Genomic DNA, 24,723 nt, shown 5'->3' on the forward strand with positions numbered 1-24,723 from the left:
ATTCTTTTGGTTTTTCAACCCTCTGTACTGTTTTGTTGCAACGCAAAATGTGCCTTGCCGAAGCCGGATATGCGCCCTATCCTCGCTTCAACATCGATCGCAGAAGGGGAAATTGAATGCCTCCTCAGCCCGTGGATATCAGCCTGATCATCTCATCGAGAAATCGGGCATATGGACTGACGAACTGCCTGGATGCCGTTTCTGCTGCTGCTCGCCAGGCAAGCTATTTGAGGCTGGAACTGGTCTTCGTTGACAATGGTTCCAGTGACGGAACCTCCGATGTCGTGCGCCAATGGGCAGCAAACGCGCCGTTGAAGACCAATCTCATCTATGAGGCGACGCCTGGCCTTGCCGTCGCGCGAAACACCGGAATGAAAGCCGCCGCGGGTCGTATCCTTGCCTTCACCGACGACGACTGCGAACTCTTTCCTGATTATTTCAGCACGGTCGCCGCCCTCTTTGCCGGCGACAGCAAGGTAATCATGCGCGGTGGCCGGATCGAGCTTGGCGACGCGCGCGACCTGCCGGTGACGATCAAAACGGAACTCGAGCCCGCGACGCTCACCAGCGACCTTCACGCCGGCGGCTTTATCCACGGCGCGAACATGGCCTTCCCTCGTACATTGATCGACAAGGTTGGGCTTTTCGATACCCGGTTCGGTGCGGGCTCCCCATTTCGTTCGGGCGAGGACACCGACTATGTGCATCGCGCCTTCAACGCCGGTATTCGCGTCGAGTATCTGCCGGATTTCGCCGTGAAGCACTTTCATGGCCGCCGCGAGCTTGGCGACGTGAAGAAGCTGCAGAGCGGCTACGCGTTCGGCAACGGCGCGCTATACGCCAAATATCTTTTCGATCGCCGCTCCAACATGCGAGGCATGTTGCGCTGGGATATCCGCCAAGCGGTTCTTGAAGCCGTGGGCCGGCGCAAGCTCAGCGACGAGCTGGGATTGACCTATCGCAGCCAGCTTCGTGACAACCTCACCGGCATGCTCGCCTACTGGCGCGGCCAGAAGACACAGCGACCCGCTTAATCGGCCCCGTTTCCCACGGGATCAATGCGCGCTTTTCCGCGCCTATTCGATTGGACAATGAATGGCAGATACGGCAATTGCCCACGCCGACCTGAAGAAGAAAACCGCGCTCTCCGTCCTCTGGTCGGTCATCCGCGTTGCCTGGAGTACGGTTGCGACCTTCGTGATCTTTGTCGTTCTTGCGCGCATTCTCGGTCCCGGCGATTTCGGGACTTTTGCATTGGCGAGCCTGTTCGTCGAGATCGGTCGCGTCCTTGCCTATGCCGGCCTCGGGGACGCGATCACGCGCCAGCTCGATCTCGACGAGGAGCTGGCCGACACCGCATTCTGGGCGACCATCGCCTTCAGTGCCATCGTCGCCGCCGTTGTCTTCGTGTTTGCGCCTTACTATGGCGACCTCGTCCGCGATCCGTCGGTTGCGGGCATCCTGCGCTGGCTGGCACCATTGCTGCCGGTTTCCTCGCTCGCGGTGATCCACAATGCGCGCCTGGCGCGCGAGTTCGGCCACAAGAGCCTGGCAGGCCAGGCAATTGCCGCCAGCATGCTTTCCGGCGCAACGGCTGTTGTCTGTGCTTTGCTCGGCTGGGGTGTGTGGGCGCTTGTCGCGCAAACGGCCGTCAATGCCGTCGTTACCGTTCTGCTCGGCTGGGTCTCGTATCCCTGGATGCCGAAGTTCCGCTTCAACGTTCCACTGTTTCGCTCGGTATTCCTCTTCAGCATCAGCCTTGTCGTGACGCAGCTGATGTGGATGCTTCTCGCCCGCGTCCAGGACATCTTCATCTCGCGCTGGTACGGCCCGGTCGAAGTCGGCCGTTATCGCATCGCCTGGAGGCTGATCGAACTCATCGGACAGGCCGTCCTCGCACCGATCGGAAGCGTCGCCCTGGTGACACTGTCACGGCTGCAGAATGACCGCGTGGCCTTCCGCAATGCCTACAACAAGATCGTCGGCGCGGCTGCTCTCGGCACGATTCCCCTGCTTCTCGGCTTTGGCGCGCTGTCCAACGACATGATCGCGCTGCTCTTCGGCGACAAGTGGGGCAATGCCGGCGATATCGCGACGGTGCTGGTTCTGATGTCGGTGCCGTTCGTGATGAACTTCTTTGCATCTTCGGCTCTGTCGGCGGTCAACCGGGCGGAATCGATCCTTTCGGTCGCGGCGCTTCAGCTTGCCGCGACGCTGGTGCTCACCTGGCTGCTCGTGCCTTACGGTGTCGTCGCCGTGGCCGCCGGCTACACGCTGCGCGCATGGCTGACGATGCCTTACCAGCAGTATGTTCTGAGCAAGTATGCCAACATCGACGCGAAGAGCACTTTTAAGGCTGTTGCCGTGCCCTTCTGCGGTGCAGCCCTGATGGCGGTCTGCGTCTGGTTTGCGCATCCTGTCATCGTCGCTCACGTTGCAAACCGCTGGCTGTCGCTGGCGCTCAGCATCGGCCTTGGCGCCATTATCTACGGTGCCTTTCTGCCGACATTCGGCCGCTCGGCCATTCGCCCCTACATCGCACTCGCGCTCTCGCTGCTGCCGTCCCGCCGACAGGCCGACGCGCAGAGCACATGAGCGCGTCCCATGCAGACCTCTTGTCACCGACACAAGGAGCCTTCCGTGCCTGAATCGAACAATGCGACGATCAACCGCCTGCAGGGGCTGATCACTGCCTGCCACGCCGACCTTTTCGATCCTTCTGAACGCTTCGCGCTGCTCAACTTCCCGAACCACACGAACATCGGCGACAGCGCCATCTGGCTCGGCGCGCTCGCCTATTTCGACCGACATCGCACGCGGCCATCCTATGTCAGCGAAATGTCGACCTTCGACGGCGATCGCATGAACGCGGCGATCGGGCACGGGCGCATCTTCATCAACGGTGGCGGCAATTTCGGCGATGTCTGGCCACACTACAGCCCGTTCCGCGAACGGCTGCTCAGCGAATATCGCGGCCGTCCGATCGTGCAGATGCCGCAGACGATCCAGTTCCGGTCGCAGGAAAACATCGACAGCATGGCCCGCGCGATTGAAAAGCACGGCAACTTCACGCTGCTCGTCCGCGACAAGCGGAGCTTCGAATTCGCGCGCCTGTGGTTCCAATGCGAAGTCCGCATGTGCCCTGACATGGCGTTCTGCATCGGTCCGGTAAAGCTCGGCACGCCGCAGCACGAACTTCTGCTGAACCTTCGCGACGACGTCGAAGTCGGCGGTGCACAGGATCTGACAGCGGCAACGCTGCGTCCCGGCACGGTGAAGTCCGACTGGACCGACGATCCCGCTGACTTCCAGCGGCAGACGAAGCACGCCGCGATCCTGAAGGGCCTGATGACCGGTCGTATCGGCGGGCGGGCACGGATGACCGAACTTGCCTATCGCGAGCGGGCGCAGCAGCGCTTCGATCGTGGCGTGGAGCTGCTGAGCTCCGCGCGGCAAGTCATCACCGACCGCATGCACGGGCACATCATGTCGGTTCTCATCGGCGCCGACCACTGCGTGCTCGACAATAGCTATGGGAAGACGAGTGGCTTTATCGAGGCCTGGGGCACATGCAATGGCGCCAAGGCAGCGCTCGCCTCGACCGTCGACGACGCGCTCACCATTCTCGATGCACGCCGGGTCGAGCAGGCCGCCGTCGCCTGATCCCGTCAGCCTCGCCGGGCGACCATGATCCCGGCGAGAACCACCATGCCGCCCAGAGCCTGCATCGGCCCGATCGGCTCGCTCAGCACGACCCAGGCCAGGATCGCCGCCACGACAGGCTGCAGCAAAAGCGTGAGCGACGAGAATGCCGCCGGCAGATAGGCAAGCGCATAGGCGATCGCCACCTGCCCGCTGGCGTGACTGACGAAGGCCAGCCCGAAAACGATTGCCCAGCCATAGGCCGTCGCCGGCAGCATGTGATCTTCAAAGAAGAAGCCGAGCGGGAAGACGCAGACGGCCGCCGCGCCCGTGCTCCACAGCATAATGCGGGTCGTATCGAAGCGGCTGCGCAGCTTTCCGATCGCCAGAATGTATCCCGCATAGAATATGGCCGCGACCACCGCCACACCGTCTCCCTTGAGGTCGCCGTTGCCGAGCGCTGCAGGTCCACCCTTGAGGATGACGACGCCGGCAAGCGCGAGCGCGAGGCCAAGCACGAAGACGCGTGTAACGGCCGCGCCAAAGAACAGAAGGCCGATAACGGTGACAAAGACGGGAGCGAGATTGGCAAGCAGCGTCGCATTGGCCACGGAGGTCATGGTGATCGACAAGTGCCAGGCCGCGAGATCCATGGCCAGAATGACGCCCGGCAGGATGAGAAGGCCATAGTCGGAGAGCCTCTCGGGCTTTGGCCCCGCATCCTTACGCTTGGCGAGCGAGAACGCGAAGATCGGGATCAGCGCGAGGGCCACGCGCCAGAAGGCCGTTGCCATCGGGCCGACTTCCGACAGGCGCACGAAGATGGGCGAGCCACCGATCGCCGCCCCTCCCAAGATCAGGGCGGCAAGCGCAAAGCGGTTTGACGGCGAGGACTGGACGGCGACGCTGGAGGCCTGTGACATGTTTTCCGATGCTTTCCGCGCCGCTCCCGTTGCACCCGGCGGCATTTCGCAGCCGGTTAGCAGATGTCTCAGCGGGAGAATAGCCGAGGAGCGACAAACGCAGGCAAAACCGATAGCGCCCTACAGTTTTCTGCGTCGTCGCGGCAAAAAAGCATCGATCACCCGGAGATAACGGTGGAAAACTCGGGGTTGCCACGGATCGTGTTGCTGACGGTGCAGATTTCGTCTTCGGCCGCATGAGCGATCTTCAGACGAGTCTCCTCGTCGATTTCACCCTGAATGGAGAAGGCAATGTTGAACTTCTGCACCCGCGAAAGCCCTTCCGTGGCCTTCTCGCCGGTCACATCGGCAGTGATCAGCGTGATCTTGTCGAGGACACCAAGCTGGCTTGCAGCCATGCGCGCACTCAGGACAAGGCAGGCGGACAGGGACGAATAGAGGAGGTCCAGCGGATTGAACCCGGGCTGAGAGGGGCCAGTCACGATATCGAGCTCACCCTTGGTGGCTGTGGTGACATGCGGAAAACCGGTGCGGCCGAGAACGGCAGTGGAGCCAACGGGACGGGGACGAGCCTTGAGATCGGCCATGGACGATTCCTTTGATGAGTACGGCCACTCTAGATAGGGACTTCGCGCACGACACGCAACGAGGTCGCGGCGGCCTATGAAGTTGTGCCGACGACAGAAATACACGTCGACAGCGATTCGCGCCGACCTAGGTGCGGATCGTCAATCCCAGTTCCCTATCCCTATTTCTCAGGATAGCCCTGCTCCAGCTTCGCAGGGCAATATGAGTCTGCACTAATACAGAACCGACTCATTGGAGCCATCCATGCGAGCACTTGAAGCTGTTGCTGTTGCACCCAACGTCCTTCTTGAAGCAGAGCCGTTCGGCTATGTCCGTGAAGTCTACGTTGACGATGAACCCTGCTGGGGCCTGTTCGATTCCGACGGTGACGTGATCTTTGTCGGCGACGCCCTAAGCGACTGCCACACTTACGCGACGAGAGAACAGATCCGCATTCAGATCGTGCACTGACACCGATCGGCGGTGCTCGACCAAACGAGCACCGGTAGCTCAGGTGAGATTTCAGCGATAGGGCTGCGCCCGTGGCGTGACCACCGTTTCCTCGCTCGAGAAAATGATGAAGGCGAAGAGCAGAACGCCCACGAGGGTGATCACCGATGCAATGCCGACGATCGGCTCCATGGCCGCATTGCCGAGCAGCATCAGATACAGGGACGGCACCATGAGCGTCACGCCCGCGGTATAGACACAGTACTGGATGATCGCGATGCGCCGCTCAGCCTTGCGGGGATTGAGCGCATGATAGCCGCCGAAGAGCGCCATCGTCACCCACCCCAAGAGATTACAGTGTGCATGAGCGCCAATGACGCTGTGATCCTGAGAGATCGCCATGTTCAGCCCCATGCCGATACCGACGATCAGAAAAATTACCGCGGTCTTGAAGTATAGCTGCGAAACACGTGGCATCGATATTCCCCTCCATTTCCCCCGAGGAGTACTATCACCGACTCCGCTAATTTAGAAGAGACAACATCGCTCGCATTTCTGGCTGAATACTGGAGCGATATCGGACAAACCTTGCGACCGATCAAGGCCCAAGGCTGTCATTGCCTCCGGACAGAACAGGGTGGCTCATCAGCACTTTCTTAAACTCTGTGACCTACCCTCATCGTTCAGCATATTCGCGGAGAAGCGAAATGAGGGACATCTACAAACCGTTCGTCACCGCCGACGACCCCGACCGGGATATTCGTTGCCAGGACGCTATGCAGTTTGCTTTCCAGGATCTTGTCACGGCATCGGTCGCCTCGGGTTGGAGCGAGCGGGAAAGTCTTGAGGCGATCCTGTATCTTGCTGAAGACCGCCTGCAGGTCTGCGTCGCCAACGATGATTCCGCAGCCCTGCTCGACGTTCTGAAGAAGATGCTGAAAACAGCTTAGGCAGAGCCTCAGACAAACGGCTGCTGAAGACGCCGGCGCTACGCTGATTTCGCGAGTTCGGTATCCACGCCGTCAGCAAGGATTCGCGCCTGACTGATCGATGTCGCGGTCGATACCATCAGCAACAGGCACAGCGCCACGGCGCGCGGCACCGCCTGCTCACCTGAAGCCCATCGACGACTCGTCAACTGATCCACTCCGAAGAGTTCTTCTATGGCAGCCATAGTCAGTCCGAGGACCGCGACTGCGGCTCTGTACTCCGACGCTTTCATATGCGCTGTTCCCGGCGCGTTTTACGCGCGCTATTCTTTCGAAGTCGCGTACTTTAGTTTCATTTCATGTTCTGGGTGCCCCAGCGGCGACATTTCACGGCCTATTTGCGACCGAATGGCGCAAATACGAAAGAGGCTGTCAATGGACCGACGGATCCGTGTCGTCGAGGAACGTACGTATTCCATCGCGTGCGACTGTGGCGAGAAACTCGTCGAACGCCTCGCGATCGGTCGGGAATGTCTCTTCCCACTCGATCAGGTCCTCATCCTGGGTGATGACCTCCATCTTCCAGTCACCGTTGGTTCCAGCCGGCCGAAAGATATCGACAAGGACCGTCACATCGTCTTCGGTGAACTCACCCGCGAGTTCGGAGTGCTCGAGTTTTTCTTTCTTGGCCATGTTGCTTTGCTTTTCTTGCTCAACCGTGAATGCGGAATCGAAACGTCCCGCTCCGGACCGCTGCATATCATGATTGCGCCACCGGCGTCAGCAGATGGCGTTGCCATGGCGGATCAAGCCACAGCCTGTGTCAAAGCGGCTTCTTCACCAGTGGCGACACGCGGACATAGGAATTCTTCGGATCGTAGGAAGCCTTCGGCAGCCCCTTGCCAGGCCTCACCACGCCGGGGGCGAGATGCCCTTCCGGTCCGAACAGGTAATCGGTTCCCGCACAGAGATGCGCCAGCGCTCCGTTGTCGAAATATTTGAAGCTGTCGTCGGCAAGGAAGGTCGGATCGTCATAGGCCTTGCCCTTGATCTTAGCGTAGCCCACCTGGGTCTTATAGGCTTGCAGAGCCTTCCTGTTGACGGCGGAGCTCTTGCACTGCTCCCCGGCGATGCTGGCGAGCTTGACGACCCGCAACGCCTGGGCATCAGCGCTGGCCAGCGGCTTCATCGATTGGGCGACAAAATAGTTGGTCGCGGGGTCATTCGTCATGCTCTTGCGCCAATAGGATGGAAGCTGAGCTGCACCGGACGCGACAGTCGAAAGACCGACCGCGATAACCATCGAGAATGCGAACCTGAATCCAGTCTTCATCATACCCCTCCCCGTGTCTTTCCCTGACTCAGTTTAGCTGATTCGCAGATAAGACAGGACACGGCAAACGGCTTCAAGCTGTGGGGTGTGCAGCGTCGAGGTAATGTTTCGAATTTCACGAGGAAAGAGTGGTGCCCAGACGCGGATTTGAACCACGGACACGCGGATTTTCAATCCGCTGCTCTACCAACTGAGCTATCTGGGCTTACCTGCTTCGATACATTTCTCGCTGGCGAGATCTGCAGGGGCTTGGTTTTCCCCGGAAGCGAGCGGGGTTATAACATCTTGTTCGGCCATGGCAAGCGTCAAATGCGAGTTTTTTGACAGGCCTGTGAATTTTCCAAATTCATGAGCAAATTTAATGGCTTCCCGTCGTGGAAAACCGACTCATTCCTCGTCGGGGTATTCCGCCTTGGTCTCATCGTCGGCAACGGGGATCGCGTAGGAGCCCGTGAGCCAGCGCGAGAGATCGAGTTCGCGACAGCGGTTCGAGCAAAAGGGATAGTGTTCGCGATGCGAGGGCTTGCCGCACTCGGGGCACGGCCGCGCCTTGCGTAGCGGCTCGATCTTGGCGCCGATGCTCTTTTCTTCAGACATGATCGGTCCTCCGGGTTTGTGCCCGTCGGCTCAGCCTTCGGGCCACCGGCTGTGGACGTCAAAGCCCTCGCCGGTCAGAAGCAGAATGGTTTCATAAAGCGGCAGGCCGACGACGTTGGTGTAGGAGCCGACCATCTTCTGTACGAAGGTGCCGGCCAGACCCTGGATGCCATAAGCACCGGCCTTGCCACGCCACTGGCCGGAGGCCAGGTAGTTTTCGATCTCGAAACCGGACAAACGCTTGAAACGCACCTTCGTTTCAACGATCTTCTGGCGAACCTTGCGGTCGGGCGTCACGAGACAGACGCCCGTATAGACCCAATGACTGCGGCCGGAGAGAAGGTAAAGCGAGGCAGACGCTTCGTCGGCGAATTCGGCCTTGCCGAGGATACGGCGGCCGACGGCGACAACGGTATCGGCAGCAAGGATGTAGCTGCCCTTCCAGGTCATGTCGCCCTTGATGGCAGCAAGCGCCGCCTCGGCCTTTTCCGTCGAAAGTCGACGCGCCAGCGAGCGCGGATGCTCGGACTTCTTCGGCGCCTCGTCGATGTCCATCGGCATCAGGCGCGACGGCTCGATACCTGCCTGATTGAGGAGGTCGACGCGGCGGGGAGAGCCGGAAGCCAGAATGAGCTTATATTTCAGCGCCATGGAACCTCGACAACCGGCAAGACGGGAGCAACAGCCTTTCGAGCTTCAGATCAAGCCTACTTGAAGCGGTAGGTGATACGGCCCTTGGTCAGGTCGTAAGGCGTCATTTCCACGAGAACCTTGTCGCCCGCCAGGACGCGGATGCGGTTCTTGCGCATGCGGCCGGCCGTGTGGGCGATGATCTCGTGTTCGTTCTCGAGCTTCACGCGGAATGTCGCATTCGGCAGAAGTTCGGTCACGATTCCCGGAAATTCGAGGACTTCTTCTTTAGGCATATAAGGGTTTTCTTCCTGTCGGTTGATGTGACGGCAGCGGCCGTCTCAAAATTTGGGCGGAAACTACACAATCAAGGGAGGTTTGTGAACCTAATTGATCGGGTTTCTGTCATTTGTTTCATGCGGATTGCGCGGCAATGCCGCTTCTTCTCGCCAATCGGGTCTCGATCATGTCGCTGAGGTGATTGCGCACCCCTCGATAGGCATCGAGAATCTGCTCACGCGTTCCCTGAACCACCGTCGGATCCATGGTCGGCCAGTAGACGACGTCGACGGCATTGGCACGGGTCAACTCCAGCGCGGCGTGATGGGCCTGCGGAGAAAGCGTGATGATGAGGTCGAAATAATCGTCTTCCAGTTCCTCAAGCGTTTTCGGGTGATGACGGCCAAGAGACAAGCCGACCTCATCCAGCACGGCATCCACGAAAGGATCGCGCTCGCCCGCACGAACGCCGGCGGACCTGACATAGATATTCGCCGGCAGCATGCTGCGGGCAATGACCTCGGCCATCGGCGAGCGGATGGCATTGAGCCCGCACATGAAGAGGATGGCTCCCAGCTGCCGTTCCTCGTTCTGGCCGATCACCGTTTCCATGGCGATCATCCGCGCCAATAGAGAACGCAGACGAGCGTGAAAAGCCGGCGCGCCGTATCGAAATCCACATCGATCTTGCCGTTCAGCCGGTCCTTCAGTGTTTGCGAGCCCTCGTTGTGGATGCCCCGGCGCCCCATGTCGATCGCCTCGATACGACTGGGCGACGCGGAACGGATCGCCTCGTAGTAGCTTTCGCAGATCAGGAAGTAGTCCTTCACGATCCGGCGAAACGGCGTGAGGGACAGAATATGCGTGGCGACGGGATCGCCGCCATCCGTGGTGATGGCGAGCACAAGCTTCGACTCGACCAACGAGATATTCAGCCGATAGGGCCCTCCGTCATGACCGATCGGAGTGAAGCTGTTTTCCTCGATGAGATCGAAGATCGCAACGGCGCGCTCATGCTCGACATCGGGCGTCGATCGGCCGATGGTGTCGTCCAGTACGACGTCGCAAAGCCGGAAGGCGCCGTTTGCCATCCCTCACCTCTCCAGGTTCAGGCGGATTGCCACGGACCGCGCATGGGCATCGAGACCTTCGGACACGGCAAGCGCAATCGCCGCCGGGCCAAGGGTGCGAAGCTGCTCTGGCCCGAGACGCAGGATCGACGTCCGCTTGACGAAGTCGAGCACGCCGAGACCGGATGAAAAGCGCGCGGAGCGTGCTGTCGGCAGCACGTGGTTCGATCCGCCGACATAATCGCCGATAACCTCCGGCGTGTGGGCGCCGATGAAGATAGCGCCGGCGTTCCTGATGCCCGAGAGCAGCGCATCCGGATCGGCAACGGCAAGCTCAAGGTGCTCCGCGGCGATACGGTTTGCGAGCGGGATCGCATCCTGCAAGTTCTTCACGAGGATGACGGCGCCGAAGTCCCGCCAGCTGGCGGCAGCCGTCTCGGAACGGTTGAGCGTCTTCAGCTGGCGCTCGACAGCAACCTCAACAGCCCTGCCGAACTCGGCATCGTCCGTCACCAGGATCGATTGAGCGCTTGCGTCATGCTCCGCCTGTGCCAGAAGATCAGCCGCGATCCAGTCGGCATTGTTGTCCTTGTCTGCAATCACGAGCACTTCCGACGGTCCCGCGATCATGTCGATACCGACCGTCCCGAAAACATGACGCTTGGCGGCTGCGACGAAGGCATTGCCCGGGCCGGTGATCTTGGCAACCGGCGCGATCGTCTCCGTGCCATAGGCAAGTGCGGCAACGGCCTGGGCGCCGCCGACACGGTAGATCTCCGTCACGCCAGCGATCTTTGCAGCAGCAAGCACCGCCGGGTTGACCGCACCACCCGTCGCCGGCACCGCGATCACGATGCGATCGACGCCAGCGACCTTGGCGGGGACCGCATTCATCAGCACCGAACTCGGGTAGCTCGCTGTGCCGCCCGGCACATAAAGGCCGACGGCTTCGATCGCCGTCCAGCGTGATCCGAGCCCGACGCCTAGGTCGTCCTCGTAGATGTCATCCTTCGGGAGCTGCCGGCGGTGGTGTGATTCAATGCGCACGGCTGCGACCTTCAGCGCGCCCAGCACTTCGGCCGGGACCTCGGCCACGGCGGCATCGATCTCGGCCTCGGATACGCGCATCGGCGTGATGGCGTAGTCGATCCCGTCGAACTTCTTCGAATATTCGGCAAGTGCGACGTCGCCCCGGGCGCGCACGTCATCGATAATGGCGCGGACGATCGTGTTGACGTCTTCCGATACTTCGCGCTTGGTCGTCAGGAAAGCGGCGAAACGCTGCTCGAAATCCCCCGATGTCTGATCCAACCAGATTGCCAAGGCCGATATTCCTTCTCGATATTCAATGAACGCAGAGGCTTTGATCACGCACCCGGATGGCGCGGCTTTGAGGCGGTTTCCCATGCCCCACCGATATCCGCAAGCTGAACTTCGATGCATTCGACATCGAGCTCAATCGTCGCGCCACCGGCCAGAGCGAGCTCGACCAATCCGTCCGGCCCCTCGCCTTTCTGCTCGAAGCGAATGGCAAGCAGCGACAGGACCTCATCGCGCTTGTTGCGATCGACGCCGACGGAGCGAACGGCAAGCACGCGCTTGAAGACAAGTGCGGCCCGGCGGCGTTCGAAACCCTTGCGCTTGCGCGCGGCGTCTTCCCAGACGAAGCGGTTGGCGGCAATCGAAAACTGAGCCTCGCGCGGGGACCACGCGACATCGGCGACCTTGAAGACACTATCCTGCAAATGCGCGGAGATGACGGCCAAGTCTTCGTTGTCAAGCGCAAGCAGCTTCAGGTCGGTCATACAGGCATATCCCATCGCCAATACGCCGCCAGAATGGCGGCGCCTCAGACAACGGACATAAGACGCGGCAACGCAATGCGCAACCGGCATAAGGGGTGCAAGCGGGATAAGGGGCGATGATCGCCCCTTTCCTTATTCGCTGACGCGTTCGACGATCGCGCCGCAGCGGGTGAGCTTTTCTTCCAGCCGCTCGAAGCCGCGATCGAGGTGATAGACGCGTGACACCATCGTCTCGCCTTCGGCAGCGAGGCCTGCGATCACGAGAGAGACGGAAGCGCGAAGGTCTGTCGCCATCACGGGCGCGCCCTTGAGACGCGGCACACCTTCGATCTTCGCGGTCTGGCCTGACAGCGAGATCTTGGCGCCGAGACGGGCCAGTTCCTGCACGTGCATGAAGCGGTTTTCAAAGATCGTCTCGGTGACATGCGAAATGCCGGTCGAGCGCGTCATCAGCGCCATGAACTGCGCCTGCAGATCGGTCGGGAAGCCCGGGAACGGATCGGTGACGATATCGACCGGGCGAATGCCGGCACCGTTGCGGCGAACGCGCATGCCGTTGTTGGTCGGCGAGATCTCCGCACCCGCGCGACGCAGGGTCTCAAGCGCGGTATCGAGCAGAGCGACATCAGTGTTTTCCAGGACGACGTCGCCGCCGGCCATGGCAACGGCCATCGCGTAGGTACCGGTTTCGATACGATCAGGAAGCACGCGGTGGCGCGCGCCGGAGAGCGAGGTGACACCCTCGATGGTGATCGTCGAGGTGCCGGCGCCGGTGATCTTTGCGCCCATGGCGATCAGGCAGTTGGCGAGATCAACGACCTCAGGCTCGCGAGCGGCATTGCCGATGACGGTCGTGCCGCGGGCAAGCGTTGCCGCCATCATCATCACGTGCGTCGCGCCGACCGATACCTTCGGGAAGGTATAGCGCGCGCCGATCAGGCCACCCTTCGGCGCCGTCGCGTTGATGTAGCCACTGTCAATTTCAAGGTTAGCACCGAGCGCGGTCAGGCCGTCGAGGAACAGATCGACCGGACGCGTGCCGATGGCGCAGCCGCCCGGCAGGGAGACGCGGCACTGGCCTTCGCGCGCCAAGAGCGGGCCGATGACCCAGAAGGAGGCGCGCATCTTCGACACCAGCTCATAGGGAGCGGTCGTGTCGACGATCGTGCGGCAGGTGAAGTGGATGGTGCGCGAGTAGGCGTCTTCCTGGCGCTCGCGGCGGCCGTTGACGGCAACGTCGACGCCATGATTGCCGAGGATGCGCATCAGAAGCTCGACATCGGCCAGATGCGGAACGTTTTCGAGCGTCAGGGTATCGCTGGTCAGCAGCGAAGCAATCATCAGCGGTAGGGCGGCATTCTTTGCGCCGGAAATCGGAATGATGCCGTTAAGCTCATTACCGCCGACAATTCTAATACGATCCATGGGCGCTTACGGGCGATGCCCGCCTTTCTGAAAGGCTGTCTTTTAAAAGGATGCGGGTGTTTAGACGAAATTAGCGAACGCTTCAATTCGTCGCGGAGCGAACATTACGATTCGTCCATTTTTGCGGCAGGCAGGCCATTTGTCTCATCCGCCTGGCCTGATCGGCGCGCGCGCGTCTGTTGTTTGCGGCGAGAAAGATTTTCCCGAAGTTTTTCGGCTGCGCGATCACGGCGCAATTTCGCCTGCTGTTCGATCGCGGCTTTGCGGCCCTTCTGGACGTTTTCAGTGTCTTCACTCATGTTTCATGGCTTACCCGAATTCGCACCAATTCAAAAGTGGCCAGGTTAATCTGCACAAAGATGGAAATTGCGGCTTGCGCTTACCTCAAACCTATGGCAATAGCCGCCCCGTTCACGCGATGCAGCCGGTTCGGTTGCGCGTCTGGTCCTCGCTGCCGTAGCTCAGTGGTAGAGCACACCCTTGGTAAGGGTGAGGTCGGTGGTTCAATCCCACTCGGCAGCACCAGTTTTCCTCAACGAAATCAAAGAGAAAACTGCGGACAGTCAGACAGCCTAGCTGCGCGAAACAGCTTCAAAGACCAGAACATTCCGCGAATAGCACAGATAATCCGTGCAAAATCCGTGCAGCATGTTCTTGTCCCGTTCCTCCATGGGGAGCGGATATGACGAAGCCATCAGCCTTTTCCGTGAAAATAAACGGCGGCCCCGAGCAGGAGATCGTCTGCCGAACCGGTCTCTATCATCGCGCCGCCGCAGCAGCAGTCGCGATGCTCGACTATCCCGAGAAGACAGGCCAGTGGGATGTCGTCGAGATCTGGGTGCCACAGCTTCAGCCGGACTACCCGCCATCCTTCTACGCGATGGAGAGCGACATCTACGGCAACATGATCGTCAAGCACCTGCCGGGATCCGGCAGATCCATCGTCACATGAACCAACCCAACGCCGCGCGCAGGAGCGAAGCCAGTCTTCAGATTGGGAAGCTTCGAGAACTGTGAGTAATTTCAATGCGGCGTTTCACTAGATCTGGACCTCGCCGGGCACTACTCGGCGAGGTTTTGAAACGCCGGAGCTTGGGCCCCATTTTTCAGGGCAGGATCGTCGCTGATAGGTTCAACACCAATCAGTTTGACATGAAAGTGCGAATTCTGTGGACCGGAACGCACCAAGAACAAAAACAACCGTCTCGGCGACATTGCAACTAAGTGATTCTTATAGGACGATGAGGTTGAGGCGACGGAAGAATCGACCCCTGCCGCCGCCTCGTTATGTCAACCTAACTGTGTAGGCACGACCACTCTAGACCGATCCGGTGAGTCGTCAAGCTTCGCAGCCAATGTGGAGCCATCAAGTGGCAACCTATTTTCTGTCTTTTAGAATCGCTGACAAAACCGTCAACGGTAAGACTTACTCTGAACGCCGTGAGGCGATGATCAATGCGGTGCACTCTCAAGGCAATGGTTTTTGGGAGGGAACGACATCGTTTATCTGCCTGGAGTCTCCGCTTAGCACGTGGAATATCGCGGCCAAAGCGTCAGCTCCACTGAGCAAGAACGATGACATGCTTGTAATCTTCGACCCATCGGACATGTCGATGGCACATTTCGGGAAGATTGATCACCCGGCCGCACTCGAGTCGTTTTTCAACGTAACGAAGAAGCTTTGAGAAAAAGCACCATCGGCGTCGTTTGCGACGGTGGTGCTCGATGACAGGCTGCGACAAACTGGAGCGACCTATGACCGGAGTAGACGCGGCGGCAAGTAATTGGGCTGTGCTTTGGCCAGTGATAATCGGCGGGGTACTTGCTCTGCTTGGGGGAGCGATTCCACCCGTCGTTACGCACTGGCTAAACGTGGGTAGCGAAAATCGCAAGAAGCGAAACGAACACTTAGAGGCTCTTGTGAATGCCGTTTACGAGCATGATCACTGGCTAGACCTTGAGCGCCGAAACTACATATGGAAAGGGGAAGAGCAAGCCGCAGCGCAACCCGTTCAAAAGGCCGCCGCTCTAGCGGCGATATATTTCCCGTCTCTGTCTAAGCCAATAAGCGACTTGAACCTTGCTTCTGGCGCCTACAAGGTCTGGATATATCAAGCTGCAAGTAGACGTGCTCGCAACGAGTTAGCTAGCACACTGAACGAAGGCTTCGAAGAAGTTTATAATCCCTATTACGCCCAACTTGCGAAGGTTATCGCGGAAGTGAGCAGAATTGCTGGGGCCAAGAAGGTGTGACTCCATGCCGGAGTACAGCAATTGAGGGAACGCATATGCTTATCGATTGGTGGGACAAAACCGCCCGCTCTTGAATGATTATGCTTTCCGGTTGAAATGTCTCACATCTGAGAACGGCGTCGGAGAAGCGATAGCGATGGAAACAATCAGGGTTGGTGATGTAGTGCGGACCAAGCACATCAGATCGCCAGCGATGTTGGTAATTGCGCTGCACCTTCAGAACGACGACAGCGAGATTGCCGAACTGCTTTGGTTTGACGCCAACATGAATGCCAGACAACTCGCGCTGAGCACGATACTGCTGGAACACTTGCCCCCAGGCTGACGGAACGAGACGCCGCCCTGTGCGTTTAGCGGCATAGCGTCGGGTCTCCTTTCTCCGGCGCGGTTGCCTTTACTTGCCCCGTGCGTCTAGCGGGGCATTTTTTGCGGATCGGTCTCGATGAGGGGCTGGTTGACAACCCTTCATCTCAGCATAATCTGAACGCGTAAACACTTTGTTGGCTGGATTAGAGGTGTCTCATGTCTCTGCTCAGCTTCGCAAACTTCAGCGATCACGAAGTCCAGATATTGACGGACATCGTTGCACATTGGTGTCGCGATCATTGCGTGGACATCGAGTCAGAGGAGGGTCGCGCTGCGATGGCCGCAGCCGTCGACAAGGTGCTCGCGGGCGAGCTTTGCCCGGTCACTCTTTCGGAAGCGATCAACTTAGCCATGCAAGACCGAACCTCTCACTCGATCTCGTAAACAGCCGCGTTATCCTGCTTCTCGCGCAAGCCCTTATAAGAGGCGTGCCGTAGCTTCCCGTCATGTGTCCATGCGCGGTACTCAATCTCGGCAATCAATGTAGGCTGAGACCACACGAGATCTTTGCGACGGCCGGAATACGCGATAGGCGCCGTCTTTCGCCTCAGGCGGTCGAGCAGATTTCGCAGCTGCAGGGCGTCGCGCTCTTTGAACCCCGTCCCAACTGATCCGACGTAGATCAGGTTGTCGCCTTTGCGGGCCGCGAGCATCAAGCTTCCAATGCCGCCGCGTGCGGAAAGCGAGTGCTCGTAGCCTACGATCATAAAACTGTCGCTCTGAACGCACTTAACCTTCACCCAATCGCCAAGGCGACCCGAGCGATAGGCGCTCTCTCGATCCTTGGCGATGATGCCTTCAAGGCCGTGCTCACAGGCCGCATTGAAGATCTCGCCGCCGTCGCCATCGATCTCCTGCGAAAGCTGGATGGCGCCGTTCTCGTTGGCGAGAAGCGATTCCAGCAGGTGGCGACGACTGCTCAGTTCCATGCCCCTGATATCGTGACCATCGAAATAGAGAAGATCGAAGGCAACGAGGATCGCGGCGTTGGTGACCAGCTTGCCACCACGCCCACCCAGCGATTGCTGCAGGGCGCTGAAATCAGACCGGCCTTGTTCATCGAGCACGACCGCCTCGCCGTCGAGGATGGCCGTAGCTACGCCGAGCTGCTTCGCCGCATCGACGATCGCCGGGAAGCGATGGGTCCAGTCATGGCCGCCCCGAGTCAGGACCCGCACGCGCTTCGGCTCGATATGGACGGCCACACGATATCCATCCCATTTGACCTCGTACGTCCAGTCCGGCCCAGTCGGCGGCTTGGGCTTGAGCAGTGCCAAGCATGGCTCTATCCGCTCGGGCATTGGGTCGAAGGGGAGGTTCGGCTGTGCCGGGTCGCGCGGCTTGCGCGCTCTGGAGCGAAGCGGCTTCTCGGGAACAACGAGCGGCTTTGAAGGAGGAGACTTTGCCATTAGATAATTACATCAGGCAAAGCTTAAAAAGATAATGAATTCGAGACGGCGACCGCGACGGTTTGTTGCTGCGGGGTGATTGACCAGGGCAGACGCTGAACCGATATTCCGCGCATGATCGATCCCGGCCCCTTCAACGAAATCAGGCTTCTAAATCACACCGTCGTGCACTGGCGCCTCACCGATGGATGGTGGGAAATCGCCGCCTACCGTACATCGGGCGGCGGCGGCATGTTGAGATCCGTTACCGGCGAGCTAATCCAGAGGGTGTCATCAAGCGGTCCCGGGACAGAAGAGTTCAGTGAGGCGCTCGGTATGGTCATGTTGATTGCATGCACAAAGATACAGAGTGACCGTATCAACGGCGGCCCCAGAAGATAGCTAGGCGTGAGACCCGCCTAACCGGTCACTGTCCAACAGGTATCTTAGTCGCCAACAGATCTGCGAGCGCACGATTGCCGGAAGTGTTAAGGTGCACAATGTCGTAGAAATTGTTCATGCTCAAAGCCATAGACAAATTGATGCAGCGCGCCAGGCCGCTACTGGCGCAGGCAGCTTCCATCTCTTCGCTCTTCTCCTGGAAACGATCAACGTCGTATCCGTACAGATCAAACGCATCTACATTATTGGGCGTCACGAAAGCGGTTGTGACCGCTGATGCTTCTGCGACGGCAGAGATCATTGTTGTAATGGTGTCTCTGTTGATATCGATCCTGTATCGGTCTGGTGAAAGCTTCGTCTTTCGAAAAGTCTCGCGCCCCCTGACCGTATCAGGAAGAGGCAGTTTTTCAGCCAACAGCAACCTTCGCATTTCAAATGCGCACTTTTCGAACTCAAGTGGGGCCGGCTCGATCGGACTCACGTATCGAAGATGATCGCCCACAAAGTGGCTTTGATTGAGATTTACGAACGCCAAGCGAGCCGATCCGGCAGGCAGCTGACGGGCAATGAAAGCGGTATCTTCTGGACGGCCATCAATCACAGCAAGATTGACCACCCGCAACCCCATACCTGCCTTCTGGTTAATCAGGAAGGGCCACGTGCTTTCGAGGGGAAACCCGCTATTGAACGGTTGGCTGTCCCCCAGCACGATCATCGACGGCAGTGACCAATCCTGCATTGATATGAAGCGCCGGACGGCTGGCGCACGACATTGCTCGGAAAGCAAGCGGACGTTAGGAAGCCGATGATCGCGGTTGCCTAACCAGTTATCGAAGGCGGAGTACGCTCCTGCATACAGCGATGCATTAAGCACTATCAGGGTGAGAACGAAAACGAAGACTGTTGTCCGGGATGTTCGCATGCCGCCCTCAAAAATCGAAATAGATGAATTTGGCGGCCAAGCCGGCCTGCATGAAAAGACCGTAGCTCATGGCGCCCGCAGCGACGAGCGCCGCCCACGGCCGAACGAAAGAGCCCCCTGAGATCCAAACCTCATATCGAGCCTGGATGTCCTGCGTGCGAACGGTGGCGGCGACCAAGTACGCAGTCGTGAAAACCGCGAAGCAAATCAGGACTGCCTCAACACTTGAACTCGGCGAGAACATAGCCCGTTCATAGAATGCACCGAGATGGCCGGCTGCCGCATCAGCATCCCATGCCGACCACAGCGACGTGACTACATTCCAAGCACCCGAGAACGTCGCCGCCCGGAAGAAAGTCCAAGCGAAGGCTACGACAGCATTAGTCAGGATAATCGCCAGCCAAACGGGAAGCGTTGGCAACTTCGAAGCTCGATACAGATGAACAGCGATCAAGAAGATGCCGTGTAGTGCTCCCCATACGACAAACGTCCAGTTCGCCCCATGCCAAAGGCCGCCGAGAACCATAGTCGCCATCAAGTTGACGTGTTTCCGTACCTCGCCGCAGCGATTTCCACCGAGGGCGATGTAGAGGTAATCGCGCAGTATTGTGCTCAGCGTGATATGCCAACGCCGCCAGAAATCGACAACTGACGTCGCGCCGTAGGGCGTAGCGAAATTCCAAGGCAGTTGAATTCCGATCATTAACCCGAGACCGACCGCCATCTCGCTATAGCCGCTAAAATCGAAGTAGATCTGCAGCGTGAAGGCAACAACGCCCAGGATCGCCGAAAGCCCATCCAAGGCCCCAGCCTCGGCAGCGCCAAATATGGGGTCCGCGATTTGCCCCAATGGGTCGGCAAGAAAAACTTTCTTCGCAAATCCCAGAAGGAAAACGGCGAGCCCGACTTCCATCGTCTTCGCGGTTATCTGATAGGCCTTTTCCTCGATCGGCTTCAGGAGCTCGTTTGAGCGCGTGATAGGCCCTGCAATGAGGTGCGGGAAGAAAGAGACGAACGCCGCGTAGTCGATGGGGTGCGGAATATCCCGCCCCGCCTCACGGTGTCGATAGATATCAACCAGATATGCGATCTGCTGAAAGGTGAAGAACGAAATTGCCAAAGGCAGATGTTCGGAAGCTGATGCAGGGTTGCATGAGAGAATGCCGAACATCGAGCCAAAGAAGCACCAGTATTTATACCAACCGAGAAGCGCCAGGTTGAAGGCAACACCTGCGACAACTATCGGCTTTGTCCTCTTTGTCGTCTTCAAAGCAACGACGGCAGCATAATTTACGACGATTGATCCAATCAAGATTGGCAGATAACCGACATCCCAAGACGCGTAGAATAAAAGGGATGCAGCAAGGATGACGACATTGAGCCAACGTCTCATACCCACCGAAAACATGAAGAAAATGATCAGCCAGATTGGCAGGAACAGAAAGATGAAGGCGTCTGAACTGAAGATCATTTTTAGCAGCTGCCGTGGCCATAACGATGATAAGGCTGTCTCGCATACGCAACCACAAATCGCAAGCTGCAACACAGACGGGGCAGGCTTCAGTTTATCCGAAGCCAGTGCCGAAGCGCAGCAATCGCGCCGTCGCTAGCCCAGGCGACAATGCCGCCAATCGTAAGGCCGGCCAGAGCGATCAGGCCAGAGATGCCGACGCCGAGCGCCTTCATACGCTTCCATTCGTCGATTGCTGGCGCAACCATCTTTTGATTGCTCTCGACCGTCGCCCGAAGTTCTGCGATCTGATCACGCAGCTGCGCGTCCACCTCGCCGCTGATTGCGACAGTCGTTTCTAAGTGAGCGATCTTGCCCGTTTGTTCATCAAGTCTCTTGTGAATGACGGCTCTACTATCGTGGGCATGATCTTTTTCATCCCCGAAATCCTCTCGTAGATAGCTGATGCTTTCGCGAATGCCTGCGATTGATTCTTCCACGCGCCCAAGTGAGCGCAATATCTCTGCCGCTGTCGCCACGATTGGATTTCACTTCCTGCACGCCGGCTGCTGATCGCAGGTTTCATTATGGGCAACGACTTGCTCCGCAAACGGTCGATCGTTGGCAATTATGAATTTCCGGGTCGCCGGAGAAGGCGCGAGACGTTCGAAACCGGCCCCATCATTCGCAGGAGCCCGTGTCACGCACCCACTTACCGCCAAGCTTGCGGCACAAATCACTGTCACTAAGCCTGCTAATCGCATCGTTCGTCACGCCCCGCTCTTTGATCAAGTCAATGGACCTCTGAAGGGCCGCCGATCTCTCTGCAGCCCTCCCCTCGTTTCGGGCGGCCGGAAGCCACCAGATCTCCGCAATCAAGACCAGCACCCCCGCAGCTATCGACGCGCCCAGCAACGCCGCCGCAGGAAGCTTCACGCTGTCGGGAATGAGCTTGGACAGCATCAGTCGCCCTCCACGGCCGCCTTGACGTCCTTGATGGCCTTGATCAGCCAGTTCCGGAATAGAAGGCCGCCAATCGCGAGAGTGACTGCCGCGCCAATAATGACCAACAGAGCGCGCCAGTCGAAGCCGGCAAAAGCAGCGATACCGAATCCACCGCCACCGAACATCGCCGCTATCTTGCCGAGCAGATTGAACTTCTTCTTAACGCCCGCCTCGACGGCCGCCGGCACAACTTCCTTTTCCTCAACGACGGGAGCGGCGGCGAAAGCAGCCATCTTCGTCGAGGCGCCAGAGAGCGCCAGCAAGGAGGTATGCAACGCAGCGCGCGTCCTTGGGCCAGCGTCACCATCAACCTCCAGCCCCTTTGCCGCCTGAAACTCCCTCACAGCATCAGGCCGCAAACCAAGCACCACGAGCGCCAGGCGCACGAAATGATCCACGCGATCGGCAAAACCATTAAGGCCGCCATTGACGCCCTTTGTAATCATCTCGATGTCACCCTGATCGGCAAAGCGATTGAGCCTGCGGCTTTCCCAATACCAGAGCGGAACAAGACCTTCCCAAGGATCGCTATTGACAAGGTCCGGGTTGGAAACGAAGTCAGGCGGGTGATAGCCCTTGCCCTCGCACCAGTCGGAGAACGCCTGATAGTTGGCCTTGCCGGTGAGCTGCATGCCGGTGCGACCCATATACTTCTTGCCATCGCCGTCGAGCGCCGATGTATTGCCGAGATCGATGCGCGTGTCATAACGAGCCTGCGCCGGCGTCGGTCCCCAGATCTCGCGATCGTAGCGGAAGTCGCCGCTTTCATGCATCAGCTGCGCGAGGTACTGGACGACACGGTGCGGGCGATCGAGCCCAAAATCGCTACCGTAGCGGTCAAGCGCCACGATAACAGAATTCAAATTGCTTGCATTGACCGGGCCACGCGCAGACGCGCGGATTTGCTGAGCCGTAACAGGTACGTTCATTGGCACTCTCCAGATTGAATGATTAAAATGGCGATCGCGGCTTCGCGACCTAATCGAGTAACGCGCCGTCGCGCCAAATCTGGTCAATGGCTGCGGATGACATGCCTTGCATGGTGCCGAACATTGCCACGCACCAGTTGGAGCGAAGGAAGTTTTGAGCGCTGAACGACATGCGGATGGACCACTGAATGTCTTCATCCGGTATCAAGGCGATAATCGCCTCAATCGCAGCCGGCAGCGTTCCGACGGTCACCGCATCAAGCGCTTCAGCCTTCGTGATCAACCCCCGGCTCGCAAGCACCTGGAAGAACTGACGTCGGCTGATCTCTTCCGGGACATACTCGGTCGTAACGACATTTCCCCACGTTTTTACGACCATTGCAGTACCACCCCTGAGATATCTACATTCTTGTTGTTCAGCGTTTTGATGCGCCAACGCATCGAAGTTCCGGACGGCTGGGCACCGAGTGAACCGGAACCTTCGTACACCTTCGCGCTGCCAAGGTTTGTCGACAGCGAAAGCGTTATGGCCGTCCACGTCGTTCCACCGTCGCGTGATACTTCAGCGGACACGTCAGTGTTGATGGTGATCGCATCGACTTCGACAGTTTGAAGCGCGATACGTCCCGTGGATGGCACGCTCGCGGCGGCGTACGACGTGCTGACCAGTGTCATGTTGTCATAGACAGGAGCGAAAAACTGCGCTTCCGCGACGTAGATACCCGACGACGCCGTCGTGGATGCATCAAACCAAACATAGTCCCATGCTGTCATTGGATCTGTGGACGTGATAGTTCGACTGACCCCCGCAGCATCTGAGAAGCTGGCAGTGCCGAGAGACGTTCCGTCAGTTCGGGAGGTGGGTGCAGATCCGTTCTTGCCGCGAAGCACCAACGTGATCGTTGACGCCGACAACGTCCCATCAAGTCCGTTATCGCTGGAGCCAATGAGGGTCGCGGATTGGATGGCCTTAGCTGCACCTGTATAGTTCTTGCCTACATAGCCATTGGTGGCAGTGTTGCTGACGGTTCGGGCGCAGTTAGCTAGCGCTTGCGTTGTCACACCATCAAATGCGGCAGCAAGACCGCCAAGGGCAGTCGTGTCACCGATCGCGGTTCCGGTCCCCGCAGCAATTAACGTACCGGTTGAGATCGTCGGTCTGTACCAGTCGTTCGTTGCGTCATAAGATTGGTTTGTCGATCCGCCAGTGTTAACACCCGTTTCATCGTCAAACGAGTCCGCCACACCGCCTACCATGCCGAGTCTTTGCCCTTTCAGGTCGGCAATCTCGATCGCAAGGATTGCGTCGTTTTTCCCGCCACCCCCCGATGCAAGCTTTTCGATCGCGGCTTGCACGGTTGCCGGGGATCCGGCAAGGTTCGCAACGGAGTTGTCGAATGACACACTTGCGGCGGTCTGCTGTAGCCAAGTGCGAAAGCTTGCCGGCGACAACGCCTTAAGCAGCTTCCCCGTGGTTCCGTCGAATAGTGCGGCATAGCTATCTGTCACGGAAGCCGGCCCGGTGACGAGATCGGAAACCAGCTTTCCGCCGTCAACGATCGCTTTGCCCGTAGTGCCGCCGAACGCAGCGATGCGTCCCGCGACCGACGACGATGGACCTGTGACGTCCCCTGTGCCGGTCCCGTCCGTTCCCTTCTGCGCTACGAGCTGCCAATAAGTATTCGATGTCGTCGGAAGATCGGGAGGAGCGTTACCGGTTGTTGACACACGCGCGATGTATGTCGAACCGTTGTAGAGAACGGTGTCGTCCTTGGCATACGCCGTACCAGCCGCGTAGGTTCCACGGGCAATATAGACGGAACCGGCGGCGCCCGGAATCCCTTGCGGACCAGGGTCGCCCTGATCACCTTTAGGGCCGATTGGGCCAGTGCCGTAGCTAAACGGACCATCCCAATCGCCGGGCGTGGAACTGGCCTTGACGTACAAGGCTGGCTCAGAGACACCCACCGAGACAAGATACGAATATCCCTTAGCGCGATCGTCGTAATTCACGCGTCCTGCAAGATCACCGCTGGCGTCATATTTGTAGATCGTTCCGGCTTCGAGTTCGGTGACTACCCGCGCAAGCGTATTGCTATTGGCATTCAGTTGCTGGAGCCACGCCGTATCGCGAACCAATGCATAGTCATAGGTCCCGGTTGCCCCAGCCCACGCGATCGCGGCGGTAATTTGCGTGTCGCTATCGACGCTCTCGATCGGGAGCATATTTCCGTCGGCCTGGGCGGCAATGAAGCCGCCGCCAATCAGCGCCACTTCCCAGCCAGTACCAATGCCCGTAATCACGGCAGAACCATTCGTCAGGGCAATCTGCCCTGTCGTATATGCAATCGTCATAGT

General features: G+C 58.7%; 32 protein-coding genes and 2 tRNA genes. 10 read left to right on the forward strand and 24 right to left on the reverse strand.

What is annotated here, in order from left to right; genetic code table 11:
- Positions 1-116 precede the first annotated feature (116 nt).
- The 3 genes from QTL94_RS01630 (at position 117) to QTL94_RS01640 (ending at position 3,663) form a co-directional block, all read left to right on the forward strand.
- Positions 117-1,034, forward strand: a complete 918-nt coding sequence (locus tag QTL94_RS01630) for a glycosyltransferase family 2 protein (RefSeq protein ID WP_289800359.1) — start codon at positions 117-119, stop codon at positions 1,032-1,034.
- Positions 1,035-1,095: 61 nt separating this feature from the next.
- Complete coding sequence (locus tag QTL94_RS01635) at positions 1,096-2,595, forward strand: lipopolysaccharide biosynthesis protein (RefSeq protein WP_289800360.1); 1,500 nt, start codon at positions 1,096-1,098, stop codon at positions 2,593-2,595.
- A gap of 45 nt (positions 2,596-2,640) precedes the next feature.
- Positions 2,641-3,663: a polysaccharide pyruvyl transferase family protein gene (locus QTL94_RS01640; RefSeq protein ID WP_244499407.1), complete on the forward strand. Its 1,023-nt coding sequence runs from the start codon at positions 2,641-2,643 to the stop codon at positions 3,661-3,663.
- A gap of 5 nt (positions 3,664-3,668) precedes the next feature.
- On the opposite strand, the gene QTL94_RS01645 is transcribed toward QTL94_RS01640, so the two are convergent.
- On the reverse strand, positions 3,669-4,565 hold the full coding sequence (locus QTL94_RS01645; RefSeq protein ID WP_065689459.1) for a DMT family transporter: 897 nt from the start codon (positions 4,563-4,565) through the stop codon (positions 3,669-3,671).
- Positions 4,566-4,723: 158 nt separating this feature from the next.
- Positions 4,724-5,152 carry an OsmC family protein gene (locus tag QTL94_RS01650; RefSeq protein WP_065689458.1) on the reverse strand — a complete coding sequence of 143 codons (429 nt, stop codon included), beginning with the start codon at positions 5,150-5,152 and terminating at the stop codon, positions 4,724-4,726.
- A 244-nt stretch (positions 5,153-5,396) separates the two neighbouring features.
- Between QTL94_RS01650 and QTL94_RS01655 the strand changes: the two genes are divergently transcribed.
- Entirely contained in the window at positions 5,397-5,603 is a 207-nt protein-coding gene (locus tag QTL94_RS01655; protein WP_065689457.1) for a hypothetical protein, read from the forward strand.
- Between the two features lie 51 nt (positions 5,604-5,654).
- Here QTL94_RS01655 and QTL94_RS01660 read toward each other — a convergent pair whose 3' ends face one another.
- Entirely contained in the window at positions 5,655-6,059 is a 405-nt protein-coding gene (locus tag QTL94_RS01660) for a hypothetical protein (protein WP_065689456.1), read from the reverse strand.
- Between the two features lie 230 nt (positions 6,060-6,289).
- On the opposite strand from QTL94_RS01660, the gene QTL94_RS01665 reads away from it, so the two are divergent.
- On the forward strand, positions 6,290-6,532 hold the full coding sequence (locus QTL94_RS01665; protein ID WP_289800361.1) for a hypothetical protein: 243 nt from the start codon (positions 6,290-6,292) through the stop codon (positions 6,530-6,532).
- Between the two features lie 38 nt (positions 6,533-6,570).
- Here QTL94_RS01665 and QTL94_RS01670 read toward each other — a convergent pair whose 3' ends face one another.
- The 13 genes from QTL94_RS01670 to QTL94_RS01730 all read right to left on the reverse strand — a co-directional run bounded on the left by QTL94_RS01670 (position 6,571) and on the right by QTL94_RS01730 (position 13,949).
- Positions 6,571-6,756 carry a hypothetical protein gene (locus tag QTL94_RS01670; RefSeq protein WP_289800362.1) on the reverse strand — a complete coding sequence of 62 codons (186 nt, stop codon included), beginning with the start codon at positions 6,754-6,756 and terminating at the stop codon, positions 6,571-6,573.
- A 187-nt stretch (positions 6,757-6,943) separates the two neighbouring features.
- The gene (locus QTL94_RS01675) at positions 6,944-7,204 is read right to left on the reverse strand and encodes a hypothetical protein (RefSeq protein WP_065690206.1); all 261 of its coding nucleotides are present in this window, start codon (positions 7,202-7,204) and stop codon (positions 6,944-6,946) included.
- A gap of 130 nt (positions 7,205-7,334) precedes the next feature.
- Positions 7,335-7,844, reverse strand: a complete 510-nt coding sequence (locus tag QTL94_RS01680; RefSeq protein ID WP_289800363.1) for a hypothetical protein — start codon at positions 7,842-7,844, stop codon at positions 7,335-7,337.
- Positions 7,845-7,973: 129 nt separating this feature from the next.
- Positions 7,974-8,049, reverse strand: a tRNA-Phe gene (locus tag QTL94_RS01685).
- A 182-nt stretch (positions 8,050-8,231) separates the two neighbouring features.
- Positions 8,232-8,441, reverse strand: coding sequence for a DNA gyrase inhibitor YacG (gene yacG / locus QTL94_RS01690; RefSeq protein ID WP_065689453.1), 210 nt, complete (start codon positions 8,439-8,441; stop codon positions 8,232-8,234).
- A 30-nt stretch (positions 8,442-8,471) separates the two neighbouring features.
- Positions 8,472-9,092, reverse strand: a complete 621-nt coding sequence (locus tag QTL94_RS01695) for a Maf-like protein (protein ID WP_065689452.1) — start codon at positions 9,090-9,092, stop codon at positions 8,472-8,474.
- A gap of 56 nt (positions 9,093-9,148) precedes the next feature.
- The gene (gene infA / locus QTL94_RS01700) at positions 9,149-9,367 is read right to left on the reverse strand and encodes a translation initiation factor IF-1 (protein WP_003545338.1); all 219 of its coding nucleotides are present in this window, start codon (positions 9,365-9,367) and stop codon (positions 9,149-9,151) included.
- A gap of 118 nt (positions 9,368-9,485) precedes the next feature.
- Entirely contained in the window at positions 9,486-9,971 is a 486-nt protein-coding gene (locus tag QTL94_RS01705; protein ID WP_502944093.1) for an arsenate-mycothiol transferase ArsC, read from the reverse strand.
- Complete coding sequence (locus QTL94_RS01710; protein ID WP_289800364.1) at positions 9,968-10,441, reverse strand: UPF0262 family protein; 474 nt, start codon at positions 10,439-10,441, stop codon at positions 9,968-9,970. Before QTL94_RS01710 ends, QTL94_RS01705 begins: the two co-directional genes overlap by 4 nt.
- A gap of 3 nt (positions 10,442-10,444) precedes the next feature.
- Positions 10,445-11,743: a histidinol dehydrogenase gene (gene hisD / locus QTL94_RS01715; RefSeq protein WP_289800365.1), complete on the reverse strand. Its 1,299-nt coding sequence runs from the start codon at positions 11,741-11,743 to the stop codon at positions 10,445-10,447.
- A 44-nt stretch (positions 11,744-11,787) separates the two neighbouring features.
- Positions 11,788-12,225, reverse strand: coding sequence for a DUF2948 family protein (locus tag QTL94_RS01720; protein WP_289800366.1), 438 nt, complete (start codon positions 12,223-12,225; stop codon positions 11,788-11,790).
- A gap of 132 nt (positions 12,226-12,357) precedes the next feature.
- A complete protein-coding gene (gene murA / locus QTL94_RS01725) occupies positions 12,358-13,650 on the reverse strand; it encodes a UDP-N-acetylglucosamine 1-carboxyvinyltransferase (RefSeq protein WP_113520249.1) in 1,293 nt (430 codons plus the stop codon).
- Between the two features lie 104 nt (positions 13,651-13,754).
- A complete protein-coding gene (locus tag QTL94_RS01730; RefSeq protein ID WP_289800367.1) occupies positions 13,755-13,949 on the reverse strand; it encodes a hypothetical protein in 195 nt (64 codons plus the stop codon).
- A 151-nt stretch (positions 13,950-14,100) separates the two neighbouring features.
- Between QTL94_RS01730 and QTL94_RS01735 the strand changes: the two genes are divergently transcribed.
- From QTL94_RS01735 to QTL94_RS01755, 5 genes are all read left to right on the forward strand, one after another.
- A tRNA-Thr gene (locus QTL94_RS01735) sits at positions 14,101-14,175 on the forward strand.
- A gap of 157 nt (positions 14,176-14,332) precedes the next feature.
- Entirely contained in the window at positions 14,333-14,602 is a 270-nt protein-coding gene (locus QTL94_RS01740) for a hypothetical protein (protein ID WP_289800368.1), read from the forward strand.
- A gap of 418 nt (positions 14,603-15,020) precedes the next feature.
- Positions 15,021-15,335: a hypothetical protein gene (locus tag QTL94_RS01745; protein WP_289800369.1), complete on the forward strand. Its 315-nt coding sequence runs from the start codon at positions 15,021-15,023 to the stop codon at positions 15,333-15,335.
- 70 nt (positions 15,336-15,405) lie between these two features.
- Entirely contained in the window at positions 15,406-15,903 is a 498-nt protein-coding gene (locus QTL94_RS01750; protein WP_289800370.1) for a hypothetical protein, read from the forward strand.
- A 136-nt stretch (positions 15,904-16,039) separates the two neighbouring features.
- Positions 16,040-16,228, forward strand: coding sequence for a hypothetical protein (locus QTL94_RS01755; protein WP_289800371.1), 189 nt, complete (start codon positions 16,040-16,042; stop codon positions 16,226-16,228).
- Positions 16,229-16,637: 409 nt separating this feature from the next.
- On the opposite strand, the gene ligD is transcribed toward QTL94_RS01755, so the two are convergent.
- From ligD to QTL94_RS01795, 8 genes are all read right to left on the reverse strand, one after another.
- On the reverse strand, positions 16,638-17,678 hold the full coding sequence (ligD, locus tag QTL94_RS01760) for a non-homologous end-joining DNA ligase (RefSeq protein WP_289800372.1): 1,041 nt from the start codon (positions 17,676-17,678) through the stop codon (positions 16,638-16,640).
- 406 nt (positions 17,679-18,084) lie between these two features.
- Complete coding sequence (locus tag QTL94_RS01765) at positions 18,085-18,981, reverse strand: hypothetical protein (RefSeq protein ID WP_289800373.1); 897 nt, start codon at positions 18,979-18,981, stop codon at positions 18,085-18,087.
- 7 nt (positions 18,982-18,988) lie between these two features.
- Positions 18,989-20,452 carry an MBOAT family O-acyltransferase gene (locus tag QTL94_RS01770; RefSeq protein WP_289800374.1) on the reverse strand — a complete coding sequence of 488 codons (1,464 nt, stop codon included), beginning with the start codon at positions 20,450-20,452 and terminating at the stop codon, positions 18,989-18,991.
- 89 nt (positions 20,453-20,541) lie between these two features.
- The gene (locus tag QTL94_RS01775) at positions 20,542-20,970 is read right to left on the reverse strand and encodes a DUF1515 domain-containing protein (RefSeq protein WP_289800375.1); all 429 of its coding nucleotides are present in this window, start codon (positions 20,968-20,970) and stop codon (positions 20,542-20,544) included.
- A 142-nt stretch (positions 20,971-21,112) separates the two neighbouring features.
- On the reverse strand, positions 21,113-21,394 hold the full coding sequence (locus QTL94_RS01780) for a hypothetical protein (protein WP_289800376.1): 282 nt from the start codon (positions 21,392-21,394) through the stop codon (positions 21,113-21,115).
- Positions 21,394-22,365, reverse strand: a complete 972-nt coding sequence (locus QTL94_RS01785) for a peptidoglycan-binding protein (protein WP_289800377.1) — start codon at positions 22,363-22,365, stop codon at positions 21,394-21,396. The genes QTL94_RS01780 and QTL94_RS01785 overlap by 1 nt, the downstream gene beginning before the upstream one ends.
- A 49-nt stretch (positions 22,366-22,414) precedes the next feature.
- On the reverse strand, positions 22,415-22,744 hold the full coding sequence (locus QTL94_RS01790; RefSeq protein ID WP_289800378.1) for a hypothetical protein: 330 nt from the start codon (positions 22,742-22,744) through the stop codon (positions 22,415-22,417).
- Entirely contained in the window at positions 22,735-24,720 is a 1,986-nt protein-coding gene (locus tag QTL94_RS01795) for a hypothetical protein (RefSeq protein ID WP_289800379.1), read from the reverse strand. Before QTL94_RS01795 ends, QTL94_RS01790 begins: the two co-directional genes overlap by 10 nt.
- Positions 24,721-24,723: the final 3 nt, after the last annotated feature.

Origin of the sequence: Rhizobium sp. S96 (assembly GCF_030382195.1) — a bacterium.
Lineage (GTDB): Bacteria > Pseudomonadota > Alphaproteobacteria > Rhizobiales > Rhizobiaceae > Rhizobium.

What these genes read in the sequence shown, in the direction of transcription:
- QTL94_RS01635 (WP_289800360.1), top strand. Translation starts at nt 1,096, where the DNA reads ATGGCAGATACGGCAATTGCCCACGCCGACCTGAAGAAGAAAACCGCG.
- QTL94_RS01765 (WP_289800373.1), bottom strand. Translation starts at nt 18,981, where the DNA reads ATGCGAACATCCCGGACAACAGTCTTCGTTTTCGTTCTCACCCTGATA.
- QTL94_RS01720 (WP_289800366.1), bottom strand. Translation starts at nt 12,225, where the DNA reads ATGACCGACCTGAAGCTGCTTGCGCTTGACAACGAAGACTTGGCCGTC.
- ligD (WP_289800372.1), bottom strand. Translation starts at nt 17,678, where the DNA reads ATGGCAAAGTCTCCTCCTTCAAAGCCGCTCGTTGTTCCCGAGAAGCCG.
- QTL94_RS01675 (WP_065690206.1), bottom strand. Translation starts at nt 7,204, where the DNA reads ATGGCCAAGAAAGAAAAACTCGAGCACTCCGAACTCGCGGGTGAGTTC.
- QTL94_RS01710 (WP_289800364.1), bottom strand. Translation starts at nt 10,441, where the DNA reads ATGGCAAACGGCGCCTTCCGGCTTTGCGACGTCGTACTGGACGACACC.
- QTL94_RS01770 (WP_289800374.1), bottom strand. Translation starts at nt 20,452, where the DNA reads ATGATCTTCAGTTCAGACGCCTTCATCTTTCTGTTCCTGCCAATCTGG.
- QTL94_RS01650 (WP_065689458.1), bottom strand. Translation starts at nt 5,152, where the DNA reads ATGGCCGATCTCAAGGCTCGTCCCCGTCCCGTTGGCTCCACTGCCGTT.
- QTL94_RS01660 (WP_065689456.1), bottom strand. Translation starts at nt 6,059, where the DNA reads ATGCCACGTGTTTCGCAGCTATACTTCAAGACCGCGGTAATTTTTCTG.
- QTL94_RS01670 (WP_289800362.1), bottom strand. Translation starts at nt 6,756, where the DNA reads ATGGCTGCCATAGAAGAACTCTTCGGAGTGGATCAGTTGACGAGTCGT.
- QTL94_RS01785 (WP_289800377.1), bottom strand. Translation starts at nt 22,365, where the DNA reads ATGAACGTACCTGTTACGGCTCAGCAAATCCGCGCGTCTGCGCGTGGC.
- QTL94_RS01790 (WP_289800378.1), bottom strand. Translation starts at nt 22,744, where the DNA reads ATGGTCGTAAAAACGTGGGGAAATGTCGTTACGACCGAGTATGTCCCG.
- QTL94_RS01740 (WP_289800368.1), top strand. Translation starts at nt 14,333, where the DNA reads ATGACGAAGCCATCAGCCTTTTCCGTGAAAATAAACGGCGGCCCCGAG.
- QTL94_RS01705 (WP_502944093.1), bottom strand. Translation starts at nt 9,971, where the DNA reads ATGATCGCCATGGAAACGGTGATCGGCCAGAACGAGGAACGGCAGCTG.
- QTL94_RS01695 (WP_065689452.1), bottom strand. Translation starts at nt 9,092, where the DNA reads ATGGCGCTGAAATATAAGCTCATTCTGGCTTCCGGCTCTCCCCGCCGC.
- QTL94_RS01665 (WP_289800361.1), top strand. Translation starts at nt 6,290, where the DNA reads ATGAGGGACATCTACAAACCGTTCGTCACCGCCGACGACCCCGACCGG.
- QTL94_RS01780 (WP_289800376.1), bottom strand. Translation starts at nt 21,394, where the DNA reads ATGCTGTCCAAGCTCATTCCCGACAGCGTGAAGCTTCCTGCGGCGGCG.
- murA (WP_113520249.1), bottom strand. Translation starts at nt 13,650, where the DNA reads ATGGATCGTATTAGAATTGTCGGCGGTAATGAGCTTAACGGCATCATT.
- infA (WP_003545338.1), bottom strand. Translation starts at nt 9,367, where the DNA reads ATGCCTAAAGAAGAAGTCCTCGAATTTCCGGGAATCGTGACCGAACTT.
- QTL94_RS01645 (WP_065689459.1), bottom strand. Translation starts at nt 4,565, where the DNA reads ATGTCACAGGCCTCCAGCGTCGCCGTCCAGTCCTCGCCGTCAAACCGC.
- QTL94_RS01730 (WP_289800367.1), bottom strand. Translation starts at nt 13,949, where the DNA reads ATGAGTGAAGACACTGAAAACGTCCAGAAGGGCCGCAAAGCCGCGATC.
- QTL94_RS01750 (WP_289800370.1), top strand. Translation starts at nt 15,406, where the DNA reads ATGACCGGAGTAGACGCGGCGGCAAGTAATTGGGCTGTGCTTTGGCCA.
- QTL94_RS01680 (WP_289800363.1), bottom strand. Translation starts at nt 7,844, where the DNA reads ATGAAGACTGGATTCAGGTTCGCATTCTCGATGGTTATCGCGGTCGGT.
- QTL94_RS01655 (WP_065689457.1), top strand. Translation starts at nt 5,397, where the DNA reads ATGCGAGCACTTGAAGCTGTTGCTGTTGCACCCAACGTCCTTCTTGAA.
- QTL94_RS01630 (WP_289800359.1), top strand. Translation starts at nt 117, where the DNA reads ATGCCTCCTCAGCCCGTGGATATCAGCCTGATCATCTCATCGAGAAAT.
- QTL94_RS01755 (WP_289800371.1), top strand. Translation starts at nt 16,040, where the DNA reads ATGGAAACAATCAGGGTTGGTGATGTAGTGCGGACCAAGCACATCAGA.
- QTL94_RS01795 (WP_289800379.1), bottom strand. Translation starts at nt 24,720, where the DNA reads ATGACGATTGCATATACGACAGGGCAGATTGCCCTGACGAATGGTTCT.
- yacG (WP_065689453.1), bottom strand. Translation starts at nt 8,441, where the DNA reads ATGTCTGAAGAAAAGAGCATCGGCGCCAAGATCGAGCCGCTACGCAAG.